We start from the raw sequence: 13,529 nt of genomic DNA on the forward strand, positions 1-13,529 counted from the left end.
CGGCCTACGCCGCTTCCCAGACCTGGTTCAGGATTTTTGCGGCCAGCGCCGCCTTATCCTGCGGCAGGAAACGGCCATAGTGCTGCTGCACCACGTCAGGAGTATCCTGGATTGCATAGCTCGCCTGCTCGTAGGATCCTGTCTGCTTGAGGATATGGGTCGCCAGAATATCCCGGACATTGTGCGGCCCGTGCGGTAGCAGGCCCTTGATGGCGCCGCGCCCGGTATACGGGTTGTAGATGCCATATCGTTGAATGACGGTCCGCCAGGCCTCATAGAAGGTCGTCGAGTCGTATGCTGCGTCGATGCTGGTCGTCTTGACCGTCTTGACGAACAGCGTGCCGGGATCCTTCGCCCCGGCCAGCAACACACCGCGATGCCGGTCGATGTACGCGTCCAGGTATTTGTAAAGGTCGAGCAGGTCGGGCAGGATCAGCCGGAACGGTTTCTGGCCGAAGAAGGACGAGCCGGAATTCTTGAACGCGACGGACGGAATGAGCACTTCCCAGCCACGCTCGCGGTCGCTCCAGCGCAGCTCCCCGCACTTCATGTCTTCCAGCCGGCGCTCCGCAGTCGGAAAATGACCGCGCGGGCAGACGCGAAGCTGGCGGAGGTTCTTCTGCCGCAGTCCCAGATGCAACCCAAGCCGAAGCATCAGGAAGGAGCGGACCGCTTCCGCCGCTGGCCGCGGATAGAGATGCTCGTCCGGCATCCGCTTCAGGATCTCATCGGTGGTTTTGCGATACTCTGCCAAAGGGCTGTCTGCTTCGAGGATCACCATGATCGGCTCGAACGGATCGCGATGCACCCGCATGACCCGCTGAACTTCCTTGGAGCGATTGGCAGCATGCCGATGAAACGCGTCGCAGGCGCCATGCCAGTTACGCGAAGCGAATTCGATCTCCTCTGGGGCGATCAGGCCTTCGATCGGCCTGACATTCTTCAGAAGCTCCGGATGCTGCCGGATCCAGCCAACCTCGGCACGGGTGAGGGCTTGTGCGACCATCAGCATGTCTTCTTCCCATTTGGTGTAGAAGCCGCGCCGCTGCTCGCGCCATTGCAGATACCAGTCCCAGACGCCTGGGAAAATCAGCAGACCGAAGGTCAGCTGGCTGAGCGGAACGCCGCGGCCTTTGACGATGCCGGTGGGCGAGGCGGCCAGCGCCCCGAACATCAGTCCAAGATGCTCGACCTTCTGCGATGCCGTTTCCTCGCCCCACACGCCATTGCGCTGGAAGCCGATCGCTGTCAGCGTCGAGGTTTTGAAGCGGATCAGATCCGCCATCTCCATCGCCAGCCGCGGTGGCGCATCGACCACGCCGGACAGAAGATCCGGATCCTCGAAGGATTCGTCCGCACTGCGACTGGCGCCGCTGGACAGCACGGCAGACCGGGGAGACAGGGATCCTCCGCCATAGGTGATGCCGGGAAACCGGATGGCATAACGTTGCTTGCTGGCCGCCGCCTGGTATCGGCGATAGTCGGTGGAACCGGAGATGATGACGCGTCGCACCCAGTCGATGATCTCCTCGCGCTTGGAGAACGGCAGGCTGCCAAAATCGTCCGGCAGATGCCACGCCAGTCGCCGCCGCTCGGCAGGGCTGATATCGCCAAGATCGTGTCCATTGAGCGAACGCGACTGATGCGGGAGCTTGGCCTTGAAATATCCTGGCGTCAGTTGATAGCGCCGCTCGATGCGGGCGAGGATTTCGAAGCTGGCAATGGACCTCGGCGCGCGTTCACCCTGGATCCATGACAACAGGGTCTTGTGGTCGAAGTTCTCGCCGAGGCGAATGATGGCGCGATAGAGTTGCCAGTAACTGTCGCCGAACCGGCGCATCTGGTAGATGAGCGCGTCCTGAAAGCTCTCGGGATCTTCCGCCGCTTCGAACAGCGGTTCGGGAAATTCCTGGATCGGCTTTGGCTTTGCGCCTCGCGGCGCAGAGGCGGGTTGGGCCGGGGTGTTGTCGCCGCCCAGCCGTTGGGGCTTACGGGTGGAGGATGCCGTTGGCGCTGTAGCACGACGAACGGTTTTGGGCGATCTGGTTTTTGGTTTTGGCCGCCGAATGTCTTCCGCCGCGGGTGGCATGCGGAGCCAGCGGAGGATGGCGTCGAGGCCGGGGCGCAGCTGGTTTTTCAGCTCCACTGTCAGGTCGTCTTCGATCCCGCAGGCATCCGCAATGGCCGCCCAGTTGATGCGGCCAGTCAGCAATGGAGGTGATTTGCGGTAAATGATCAGGCTGACGAGGTAGGGCTTGATATTCTCCAGGGCCCGTTTCGAAGTGACTGGTGCGATGCGCACCTCACAGAAGTCTGAGATTTTTCGTTGAAACTGACGTGATGCAATATCTTGTTTTGGCATGCTAATATTCCTTTCGGCCCCAATGCCGAGGGCGAGCGGAAATAAAAGCTCTCCTTTAACAAAGAATGTAACGTCCAGAACGAACAGGTAGGCAGTTAACGGCTGTCGCAAAGGTCCGGTGAAGCACCCGGACACACAGCCTACTCTTCTGACGGAGCGGTAAGCCGTACTGGAGATATTGTTAGCTTCGTGCTACATAAGGCTAATTTCTGTAGCGTGAAGGTCTCACATGCCTACCCCACATCAACCATCGGCGGCCGTCAGGCGAGCTTTGCGAAAGCTCGGTGCGGATATCCAGGATGCTCGTCGTCGACGTAAGCTGCCGATGGCTGTGGTGGCGGAACGAGCATTTACCTCGCGCTCGACGCTGCAAAAGATCGAGGCGGGCGACACGAATGTCAGCATCGGTATCTACGCGGGCGTCCTCCAGGCATTAGGGCTGCTCGACGAGCTGGCCCAGATTGCAGACATTAGCAACGACAGTGTCGGCCAGGCGCTTGCCAGTGCCGATCTGCCAAAGCGCGTTCGCTTGAAGCCAGCGTCGGGATCGTCTCGCGATGGCTGACTTCGAGGTTCATATCGACCTTGCTGGAGACACCCGCAGAATTGGACTAGCGCGGAGCAATCGCATCCGCGGGTCTGAGACTATACTGTTCGAGTATGACGATGCCTGGCTGAAGGATCCTGATCGCTTCTCGCTGGAGCCCGCGCTCGCATTGACCCGCGGGGCCTTCGCTCCGCCGGCAGGATTGGCAACGTTCGGGTCGATTGGAGACTCTGCTCCTGACACCTGGGGGCGACGGCTCATGCAACGCGCGGAGCGTCGCAGCGCGGAACGCGAGGCGCGAGCTGTTCGCACCCTCGCCGAAAGCGACTACCTACTGGGTGTTGCCGACGAAACCCGTCTAGGCGCGCTTCGATTCCGGCGGATCGGAGAGGAGGTCTTCCAGGCTCCCATCCAGAACGGTGTTCCCGCCGTCATCGAGCTTGGTCGGCTTCTGCAGATCACCGAGCGCATTCTGCGTGACGAGGAGACGGACGAAGACCTCCGGCTCATTTTCGCTCCGGGTTCGTCACTGGGCGGCGCGCGACCGAAAGCCTCAGTTGTCGATCAGCATGGCCATCTTTCCATCGCCAAGTTTCCGAAGGAGACCGACGAATACAGCATGGAGACCTGGGAGGAGATCGCACTTAGGCTCGCCGATCAGGCCGGTATAGTGACCCCAAGGCACGAACTAATCGAAGTGGCCGGAAAAGCCGTCATGTTGTCTCGACGCTTCGACCGCAGTGGCGTCATTCGCATTCCGTTTCTGTCGGCAATGGCGATGATGAGTGCCAGGGACGGCGAGCGCGGCAGTTATCCCGAAATTGTCGATGCGCTCGCGGAGCACGGGGCCCAAGGAAAGACCGACGCCCACGCTCTTTATCGGCGGGTAGTCTTCAACGTGCTGATCTCCAATGTCGACGATCATCTGCGCAATCACGGGTTCCTGTGGCTGGGAAAGGCGGGCTGGTCGTTGTCGCCGGCCTACGATCTCAATCCCGTTCCGACCGATCTTAAGGCACGGGTGCTGACCACCAATATCGATCTCGATGAAGGCACCTGCTCGCTCGATCTCCTAGAGGCTGCATCAGGATATTTTGCGCTCACGCTTGCCCAAGGACGAACCATCATTAAGGAGGTGGCGACCGTTACCTCGACCTGGCGAGATACGGCCAAGGCGGTTGGCGCGCGGAATAGCGAAATCAATCGTATGGCCAGTGCATTCGAGCATGACGACCTGAAGCGAGCGTCTGTACTGTAATGAAGGCAGCGGCCTAGATTTAAGCGGGTTATTTTCAAACGAATCCACGCCATTGCTGTCAGCCACCCGCAAGCCGAAAATGCCCTCGCCGGTCCTTATCGCCTTCTTCGACCATCTCGCCCCGGACTAGTCGCCGCAAGACCCTCAGAACATCCCACGGGATCTCGTCGATATCGATGGCGATATCGGAGCCGCTACGATAGGTCGCCTCATCCAGTGCGGCGATGACCTTGGCTTCGAGGCGACCGTCATAGGACGGTTCTTCATTGCCGTATTCGAAGCGCCCGCACCATACGATATGATCACGCCAGACGATAAAATGGCTGCGGCAGCCGTCCTCGCGCCATATCGACGGATAAAGCGTGCAACGCTCGTCCCGAACCATCAGAGACCATGCCTTGCCCGCTCGAGGATCAAGGTTGACGACCAGGGTGTCACCGCACCCGTCTGGGCATTTTATCAACAGCGAACGGGGGCGGGTGCGGATGACGGCGGCGGTATCGCCCGGGTGTTCGAGCAAGGCTTCGGTCTCATCACGATATTCGCCCGTTCCGCGCCAGCGGATTTTGCGCGCAGGCGAAGTCATGGTGTTCCTCCGCAAAGGTCGGCAACAAGATGGGCGGCGATCCGGTAGCCCCTTGCGCGGCGACCGCGGTCGGCATCGGGACCATCCGCCCATTGGCAGCGCCGCAGAAGCTGCACGGCGACGGCGGTCTGATATTCGCCGGGGCAGGTCTGAATGGCGATCCCCATCGTGCGTATTTGGCGAACGACCGCTTCAATCCAGGCAAAGCGCGTTGCCGGTCGAGCAGGCCCCGGGGGATGGCGAAAGGCTGCTGGCGCATAGATCCTTTCGATCACTGTGGCCCAATCCGGATCATCGTAGCGGTGTTGGTCGACGTCGGGCGGGACCTCGAATGCCAGCCAGGCTTCGAGTGCTGCAAGATCTGCGGTCAAGGGGCCAAGCGTCACCGAAGCCAGATCGATCAGGATGGCACTCGATCCGCGCACCCGTACATTATCGCCATGCAGATCGCCATGAATCGGGGCTTGACGATAGGTCTGCTCGAGTGATGCAAGAGCGGTCCACAACATCTCCGGTGTCTCGAAGACCCCGGCCTCGGTGGCGCGCTCAACGTAACAAGGATCAATCCGATCCGGGTTCCATAAGCCGATATTCCTGAGGGCAACCGCTACGGCACCTTTGACCGGATCGCTTGCATAACCTTGGTCGCGCCAGCCGCCCAAGGTTTCGTCCAACAGGGCGGTGATGGCCGGTCCTGCGACATTGCGCCGGGCAAGCGTCCAGAGCGATTCCGAGCGGTCCACGAAACTGCCGACGAGAAGACTGCGCTGGCTGCCGTGGATCAATTCATCGATATTGGGACGCAGCCCGAACGGGATGAAGCGCTCGGCGAAATTCCGATAATTGTCGTGTTCTTGCGCTATCTTATCGCGCCGATCGAGCTTTGCGAATGCTGGTTGCGGCCAGGCACCGATGTTGGAACGGTCGACGATCATATGGACGGCAAAGACCCGCGCCGCCGAGCGCCCGCCACCCAGTTCGACAAGCGTAATCCTGCTGCATTGAGGAAAAGCCCGTTTGAACAGGATCTTGTCGGCTTCGCGCAACGGCTCGCGGTCATCGGCCGTGTTGATGTCCAGGTCTAGGCGCGGTATCTTGCCCGCATCGTAGCGGGCGATCACCTCGGCGATGGCGGGCGCTTGAGGCGCGGTATGCAGGCCGACGGAAGGCAAGCCGGCAAGCGTTCCCAGACGATCCTGGATACGGCCGGTCGCGGCATCGTCGGGGGCAATCACATCGACACGCAGACCGTGATCCACAAGCTGCAGGGCGTCGCGTCCGATCGCCTGGAGGAGCTCATCTTCCTGCCGCCCGTTGACGTTCACGACGACCGCACGTGCGAAGCCAGCATTTGGAAGCAGCGATGTCGGATCACATCGTTCTATGATGCAACGGCGATTGGCAAACTCACGCATCATCAGTGCGCCGGGCGCTTCACCGATCCACAGCACGTTGCGGCGTTCGTCAAACATGGTGTGCTCCTGCGGGGCGGACGGGCAACGGCCAGCTGGGGCCATGGCCGAGCGCGCCGGACGGTGAACAGACGATGCAGCCGCAGCGCTGGGCGGCAGCCGTTGGCCTCACCGTGCCGCGCACGCCGTCATAATATTGGAAGCGGCTTTGCGCGGGCATGGCCGTGACGGCTCCGAGGAACATCGTGATCGCAAGCGAGGCGACCGTCGAATTGATGGAAACGACCGCGGGCTGGGGAACATGTGCGCCGAGCACATAGGGATCGGCTGCGCGTTGTGTCGGGGTGAGCATCTCACGGCGGATCTGTTCGCCGTTCAAGGCACCGGTGCAGGTGAGGCAGGGCAGACCGGGCGCCAGCATTTGTACCCGGCCGGTCATGTGCGAGACCAGACCGTCGGCAACCGTCAGACTGACGCCGAGATCGATGGTCGGCACGAGATACTGGTAGGCGGCCTGACCGACGACGGCGCGGCTGGCATGCGAATCCGTGCACAGGAAGATGAAATCGAAGCCGCCGATCAGACCTGCGACCGGGCCGTCGATGATATCGCCGACAATGCCCTGCACAGCCGCCTTCGGATTGACGGCAAGTATGGCCCGGCGCGCGACATCGACCTTCGGCGTGCCGATATCTGCTGCCGTCGCCCCGATTAGCCGATTGAGGTTGGTCGCCTCGACACTGTCGGGATCGACGATCGTCACGTTTTCGGCTCCGAGATAGGCAAGCTGCTGCACTGTCGCCGATCCCGTGCCGCCGGCGCCGACAACCAGGATTTTCAGCCTTGCGATCATCTGCTGGCCGTCCCGGCCAAAGGCGCGGATCTGCCGATCGTGGCGCAGATCGCCCTCCTGGAAACCTCCCGCCTCGTCGCTCAACAACGTCAGCCCGGTTCCGACCTCCCAGACGTCGACGGGCGTCTGCAGGCCGAGACGGCGGGCGCTCAGCCCTTGCGGTCCGATCACCATTGCCAATGGTCTCGCCTGCGGGGCACGCCGATCGAAAAAGGCCTTCATCTCCTTTTCGCCGGCATCGTCGATCAGCGAAAAGACAGGCCTCCCGGCGGCGTGCGGATGCGTATGGATCATGACGGGGCTGAGGCGCTTGGCGCGCGCTCGATTCGCAATGTCGACCAGGACGGCGGGGTGAAGGCAGACCGACGTCGAGGTCCGGCTCACATAGGCCGACTGGTCGACCGGCGAGGCTTCAGCAAGCACCCAGCTTTCGGTAATCGGGTCGAAATGAGCGTAGCCGATTGCGCACGCCTCGGCGGCGGTTGCCGCCAGCAGATCGTCGGCCAGGCTCCTGCAGGTCCCTTGCAGCGTGCGAAGTCCGCTCATTGAAGCCTCCGTAGCCGATCGTTGATAGTGTTCATCCAGCCCGACAGCGTGTCGCGGTTCGCGTCCCATGGCGTTGTCAGATGCCATGAAAACCACAGCCCGCTTTCGCTGGTTTCCGGGATCGCATTGTCCGAGGCCGCATTCTGCGGCAGGTTGCCGGAGGAAAGCCTGAGGTTATTGTCAGCCCAGAAGCAGTCCAGGGCGGCGTAAGGATAGGCCACCGGAACCAGAAAACGGATCGTGGTCTGCCTTGCCGACCATCCTTCGGGCAGCAGGACGGCCGGTACGCTCACGAGCGTCGTTCCGCTCGGCAAGGGGCGTTTTTCGGCAGCTGAAAAGCGCGCCCGGAGGTCGTCAAATTGACGTTCGAGGATCGTGCTCATTAGCCAAAATTCGCCTTCGGGACAGAGGAGAAGCGGCGTGCAGGCGTCACATCGAGATCAACGATGCCGTCGTCTGCGATGATGCGGTCCGGATCGTCGCCATGGCCTTCCAGCATAAGATCGTGTTCGGGGTTCCAGCCCGAAACGCGTGCCTTGATCTGCAGACCGGTCAGCTGCGGCTGGTCGGTTTCGTATTTCTGGCCGTTGACGAAGAAGTGATAGGTCTTCGGACGCGGCGCGGTGATGAAGCGCTCGACGCCGTCGCGCGTGAGGTCGATGGCTTCGTCTTGCTTGATCAGTCGGTCGGTGCCGCCGCGAACCTCGAGAAAAACCGCCTCATTGTCTGACGCGCCGCTGAACAGCCGCAGCGCCGCCTCGTTGATCGTTTCGAGACCCCATTTGATTTCCCGGTTGTTGGCAAAGAGGCGGAAGATACGGTCACCGGTAAAGGCGATGAAACGTTCCGTGCCCTTGGCGCGCAGATCGAAGGTTTCGTCGAGACGGACATCCTCGAAGTCACCCGTTTGAAGAATGGCAAAGAGGCTATAGACCTCGGGCGGCGCAAGTTTGCCGGCGCCCAGAATCTGGCGGCCCAGTGGCACGGGGTCGGAAAGCGCGATCGGCTTGAAGACGATACCGTCGACGGCGAGTTCGGCGGGATGGCCCTTGTTGCTACTGTTATCTTGCATCGGAATTGATCCTCATGATTGTCACCGCGGTCTGCTGTGACGTGCAATGGATCAATCCCTGCGAGGAACGATAACCGGAAAGGTCAGGCGAAATTTTTTTCGAATGTTCCGCCCGGCACGGTTCCGCACATAAAAAACGCCGGGCATTTCGGACAGCTGCGCGGCGATGCCTTGGTCGGAAATTGGCCGGACAGTATGGCGGCGATATTGGCCTCGAGCTTGCGCCGCCGCGTGTCGAGCGGCCCATCCTTCAGGCTGAGGCGCTCGTGGCCTGCGTCGGAAAGAAACAGGATTTCGGCGCTGCAGCCAGGTGCCTGATCGTTGACGGCGAGGAGCGTTGCCATGACGGCAGCGCCTTCCATCGCCGTCGTGCGCCTGTGGCCTGTCTGGACCTGCCGCAATTCCCTCAGCACGCCGGCGGCATCCGTCTGCGCATAGTCGATCTCGATTTCGATCGTTGCCCCGGCGAGCGTAAAGGACAGGCGGTGCGCCGGGGCGATGGGCCTGCCGTCGTTCATGGCGACGAAATGCCTGACGAGTTCGCCGGCAAGGCGGCGATAGGCCGGCGCGGCCGGCAATGCAGCAAGAGGCGAGGCCGACCAGAGACGTTCGACGATCTCATCCGGCCCGGCCGTGTCCGTCGCGATGGTGCCGGTGGCGATCAGCTCGCGGACCGCCTGCCGGACGATCTCGTGCATGTCCTCATAGGCAGTCGTGGTGCGCCGGCCGCCGAGTTTGAGGATATGGGTATAAAAGAAACGGCGCGCACAGCGCTCGTAGAGGGCAAGCTCGCTCTGCCGGAAGAGGGGCTGTCCGTGATAGATCATCGGGATCGACGGGTTATCGGGCGGCAGATTGAAGCTGGACGGTGTAACGCACAGCCGAGACAGACCGGATCCGAGCCGGGCGACGAAAGGGGAGGGCTGTCGCTCGGACTTTTTCGTGCGACCGGGCGCATAGACGAGGAGCCGATCGCGCGCCCGCGACAGGGCCACATAAAACAGGCACTGCTGCTCCTGCATATGCTCGCGTTCGGCGAAACTTTCGCCGTCAAGGTCCGATCCTTCGATCATGCCGTCCGGCGGCGGACAGGCTGGCGCGGCGGCGTTGCGCGGCAAGGTACCCTTCGCCATGCCGGGGATGTGAACGACGCGAAACTCAAGGCCCTTGCTCGCATGCATGGTCATCAACCGCATCGCGTCGATGCCGCCTGCCGCCTGCGGGATATGTCTCAGGTCCCGGTCGTCGGAGAGCCGCACAAGCCGGCGGATCCTCTCGAGCAGGGCGGGAATGGCCCCGCTGCGGCCTGCGGGCTGGGCCCGCACGAAATTCATCAACTGCCAAAGGGCGATCCCTTTTGCGCGTGCCTGCATGTTGCCAGCGCCGGCAATCTGTGCCGCCACACGGCTGCGGTCGAGCAACAATTGCGCCAGGGTATCCCAGGGCGGAGAATTTCCGTCGAAGCCGGCAAGCAAGGAGGAATAGGCGGCAACGGCCGCCGCGGCCGGCTCGCTGAGGCCGGCAGGCGGGTGCTTTATCCAATCGAGTGGCCTGGCCGTGTCGTTATTGAGTGCTTCATTGAAACGACCAAGATCGCCAAGCGGTATCGTCAGCCCCGGTGTGGCGAACTCGCGCGCAAGCGCCATGGCGCGCCGGTCGATCAACAGCGAAAGCCATGCCAAAAGATCCTTCACCTCCGGCCGCTCAAACAGGCTGCCAAGATAGAGGACGGGAATGCCCCTGGCCTCGAGGCCGGCGCCGATCTTGGCGAGCCGGTCGTTGCCGCTGCACAAGAGCGCTTGGTCGCGGAAGGCATGACCGGCATTGCGCATTTCCAGGATGCCGTCGGCGAGAGCGTCAATTTCCCTTTCGGTGTCGCCGTCGATGGAGCGGAATTCGACCGGATTGCCGCTGGGCCCGCGGTTCGATTTCAACGCCACGGGCGTGGCCCCTTCGATCTGCATGCCTTCTGCGAAGGCCTGGTAGCTGTCGACGATCTCGCCCACCGAGCGATAGTTCACCTCCAGCTGATCGCGGCTGCCGCCCCTGAAGTCCTGCGTCTCGAAACGGGAAAGGTTGAAGGACGATGCGCCCCGAAAGCGATAGATCGACTGACGGACATCGCCGACGCACCAGAGGTTGCGACCGCCTGGGCTCAATTGCTGCAGGAGCCGCACGCTTGCCCGGTTCACATCCTGATATTCGTCGACAAGGATATGGCCGATATCGGCGGCTACGGCGCGCGCGATCTCGGGGCGCGTCTCAAGCAGATGCGTTGGCAAGGCGACGAGATCGCCAAAATCGACGCAGTCGAGCGACCTCTTCAGGTCGCTGTAGCTTTCATAGACGCGCGCGACTTCGCGGGCGCGGTCCGCCCGTCCGCCTGGCGCGCCGTCCGAAGCGGCCAACTTGTCGACGAGAGCGGCATAATCTGGCGCAAGCACGACCTCATCCTGCGCCCGGGAGATCGCAGACAGGAGATCGCGCAGCTTGTCGGTCGGATCGGAGAGATCCCGGTAGTGGGTAAGATCAAGACCGGCGACCCTGTCGAGCATAAGATCGATGGCTTCGGTGTGATCGAGCAGCCGTGGTTCGCGAGCAAACCCGAGCTCCCTATGATAGCTGCGCACCAGGTTGAGGCCATAGGCGTGGAAGGTGCCGATCCACATGGCCGCTGCAGCTTGCGGGGCACGCTTTGCGATACGCTCCGACAATTCGCCGGCCGCTTTGTTGGAATAGGTCAGGACGACCATAGTGCGCGGGTCGACCGCATCCTTGTCGATGAGGTCGCAGATGCGGCTGACGAGGGTCTTCGTCTTGCCCGTACCCGGGCCCGCCTCGAGCAGAAAGGCACCACCGCGGTGGGCTGCGGCACGCGCCTGACGATCGTTCAGCGGCGACGTGTCTCCGGCGTCCTGTCTGAGCTCGACCGACGGCAGGAGCAGCGCATCCAACAATTGCTGGGCAACCGCGCCGTAGGGTGCGCCCAGCTTCGCCGCTATGGCGTTCGCGCTCATGCCCGCCAGGTGTTGCTCACGCAGGAAGGCGCGCGGCATCAGCAGCTCGCGCGAAAAGAGGTCCATCTGCACCTCGCGACGCGACTTGCGACTATAATCGGCGACGCGCTCTTCGCCATCGGGCGCCGCCTCGACCGAACGGGCCGGATCTGGGTCGCGCGCCTGATCGGGCAATCGCGCGTCACCGAGGGTGGCATGGCCGATTTCGTGACCGATCAGGAAGGCGTTCATGAACGCATTGCCGGTGTCTTCGTGCAGAATGCTATGGCTGTGCGGGTCGTAGCTCGCACGTGCTTGGGCCAGAAGCGCGCTGCCCGGTTTCAAACCGGTTATGTCGATGATGCCGCAGCGATCGGCGGCCGCTTCCACCAGCGCCAACGGGTCCCAGGGATCGATGCCTTGTTCAACCAGACGGGCGTGGATCCTTGCGGCCTCCTGACGGCCGAGTTCGACCGTATCCATCCTAGTCCTCGTCGAGAAGAAGTTCTGCAATGCGTTCCGGGGATACATTCGCCTCTTCCAGCACCGCCTTGAAACTTAGCTTGTCGCTTGCCGCCCCAGGCTTGCCGTCCGACTTGTACTGGACCCCGCGCGACAGGGTCGGAGGAGCGGAAAGATGGTCCGCAAGTTCCTGGATGCCGACATTCAGCCCGGCGGCGAACTTCTCTAGGAAGGACAGCGGCACGCTCCCGAGCGTTATCAATCGATCGCGAAAGGCGTTGATGACGGGGCCGGGAACGCCGAGGGTCTCGCGGAGCGCGGCATAGGCTGAACGATCAAGGCCCGCAAAGGGGCTGGTCTGGGACGGGCCGGTAGCGGGGAGGTTGGCAATCCATCGTTCGGTGGCCGCGTCGATGGGAGTGTCCTGTTCAACGCTCTGCAACAAGAGCAGTTCATGGGCGAGCGCGACGAAGTCGTGCGTATTCTGCGGATAGCGCTGACAGTAGAGGCCGAGCGACACAGGATCCTTGCGGAAATCGACAGCGAAGCTTGTCAGCAATGTCTCAGGGGTCGGCTGATTTTTGCTCATTTGTCCTCTCCGAGGCCGAGTGCCTGTCGCAATGCGGCAATAGCCCGCTTGCGGCGATTGTGCACGGTGCGCGGATCGCAGTGCAAGAGGCCGCTGATTGAAGCAATATCAGGATCGCTCGACTGGCTCGGGATATTTGCAAGCGTCATAGTGATGACCTCCTTTTGTTCCTGTGGCAAAGCTTCAATCGCCGCCAACAGCCGAGGCCGGAAAATAGGATCTGAAAGAATTGCATCATCGGCATCATTTGCATGCGCGCCGGTGGTCTGGGCCGACGCGACGAGAACCCCACTGTCGTCATCGACTTCGATCGGGGTCTCGCGTTCGGCGCGAGCGGAGACACGCCTGCGTGCGCTCAGGCGAAGCTTGGCGACCGCCTCGTCGAAATGGACCTCGTAGAAATCGAGACGGTCGCCGCCACTGCGGTCAAGGGTGACGAGCAGGCGAATACGATCGAGTGCCGCATCGTTGATGTCTTTCGTGGCCGCATCGACCAGAACTTTGCCGTCGACCGTGCGTTCGGCGCGCGGCAACGCGCGGGCGATGCGCCGGAGAAAAAGCACAAACAACCGGTTGAACCTTGCGTCATTATTGTCCGACCGCGTCGCCCGCATCCTGTGGACCAGCGATTCCGAGCGTATATAGCCGGGGTTCGAGCGGTCGGAAATTTCGCAACGCGCAATAAGTTCGTCGAACCCAAGCGTTTCAAGACTGGCAATCTCGGCCTCGACCTCGGTCATTCTTGTATATTTGCTGAGCGGCGGGATGGTCCGCGGGTTCATTTTGTCGGCTCTGCGTCAAAATTTGATTCGAATCACATTTCGAAAATCCAACATCTTTAAGTTG

At 61.7% G+C, this 13,529-nt stretch carries 11 protein-coding genes; 2 read left to right on the forward strand and 9 right to left on the reverse strand.

Annotated elements, in window-relative coordinates; translation table 11 throughout:
• Positions 1-4: 4 nt before the first annotated feature.
• Complete coding sequence (locus tag FHX15_RS25735) at positions 5-2,362, reverse strand: hypothetical protein (RefSeq protein WP_184401198.1); 2,358 nt, start codon at positions 2,360-2,362, stop codon at positions 5-7.
• 229 nt (positions 2,363-2,591) lie between these two features.
• Between FHX15_RS25735 and FHX15_RS25740 the strand changes: the two genes are divergently transcribed.
• Together FHX15_RS25740 and FHX15_RS25745 are read left to right on the forward strand one after the other, a co-directional pair.
• Positions 2,592-2,927, forward strand: coding sequence for a helix-turn-helix domain-containing protein (locus FHX15_RS25740; RefSeq protein ID WP_184401199.1), 336 nt, complete (start codon positions 2,592-2,594; stop codon positions 2,925-2,927).
• Positions 2,920-4,167: a type II toxin-antitoxin system HipA family toxin gene (locus tag FHX15_RS25745; RefSeq protein WP_184401200.1), complete on the forward strand. Its 1,248-nt coding sequence runs from the start codon at positions 2,920-2,922 to the stop codon at positions 4,165-4,167. The genes FHX15_RS25740 and FHX15_RS25745 overlap by 8 nt, the downstream gene beginning before the upstream one ends.
• 58 nt (positions 4,168-4,225) lie before the next feature.
• Here FHX15_RS25745 and FHX15_RS25750 read toward each other — a convergent pair whose 3' ends face one another.
• The 8 genes from FHX15_RS25750 to FHX15_RS25785 form a co-directional block, all read right to left on the reverse strand.
• Positions 4,226-4,753, reverse strand: a complete 528-nt coding sequence (locus FHX15_RS25750; protein ID WP_184401201.1) for a DUF6527 family protein — start codon at positions 4,751-4,753, stop codon at positions 4,226-4,228.
• Positions 4,750-6,225 carry a phosphotransferase gene (locus FHX15_RS25755; protein ID WP_184401202.1) on the reverse strand — a complete coding sequence of 492 codons (1,476 nt, stop codon included), beginning with the start codon at positions 6,223-6,225 and terminating at the stop codon, positions 4,750-4,752. The genes FHX15_RS25750 and FHX15_RS25755 overlap by 4 nt, the downstream gene beginning before the upstream one ends.
• Positions 6,218-7,564, reverse strand: a complete 1,347-nt coding sequence (locus tag FHX15_RS25760; RefSeq protein ID WP_184401203.1) for a ThiF family adenylyltransferase — start codon at positions 7,562-7,564, stop codon at positions 6,218-6,220. Before FHX15_RS25760 ends, FHX15_RS25755 begins: the two co-directional genes overlap by 8 nt.
• Positions 7,561-7,947, reverse strand: coding sequence for an E2/UBC family protein (locus tag FHX15_RS25765; RefSeq protein WP_184401204.1), 387 nt, complete (start codon positions 7,945-7,947; stop codon positions 7,561-7,563). The genes FHX15_RS25760 and FHX15_RS25765 overlap by 4 nt, the downstream gene beginning before the upstream one ends.
• The gene (locus tag FHX15_RS25770) at positions 7,947-8,636 is read right to left on the reverse strand and encodes a multiubiquitin domain-containing protein (RefSeq protein ID WP_184401205.1); all 690 of its coding nucleotides are present in this window, start codon (positions 8,634-8,636) and stop codon (positions 7,947-7,949) included. Before FHX15_RS25770 ends, FHX15_RS25765 begins: the two co-directional genes overlap by 1 nt.
• 83 nt (positions 8,637-8,719) lie before the next feature.
• Complete coding sequence (locus FHX15_RS25775; RefSeq protein WP_184401206.1) at positions 8,720-12,115, reverse strand: ATP-dependent helicase; 3,396 nt, start codon at positions 12,113-12,115, stop codon at positions 8,720-8,722.
• Between the two features lies 1 nt (position 12,116).
• Positions 12,117-12,683 (reverse strand): hypothetical protein, encoded by a 567-nt coding sequence (locus tag FHX15_RS25780; protein ID WP_184401207.1) that lies wholly within the window; start codon positions 12,681-12,683, stop codon positions 12,117-12,119.
• Positions 12,680-13,465 (reverse strand): DNA-binding response regulator, encoded by a 786-nt coding sequence (locus tag FHX15_RS25785; RefSeq protein WP_184401208.1) that lies wholly within the window; start codon positions 13,463-13,465, stop codon positions 12,680-12,682. Before FHX15_RS25785 ends, FHX15_RS25780 begins: the two co-directional genes overlap by 4 nt.
• Between the last annotated feature and the right edge of the window lie 64 nt (positions 13,466-13,529).

The organism is Rhizobium sp. BK650 (assembly GCF_014195325.1).
Classification (GTDB): domain Bacteria; phylum Pseudomonadota; class Alphaproteobacteria; order Rhizobiales; family Rhizobiaceae; genus Rhizobium.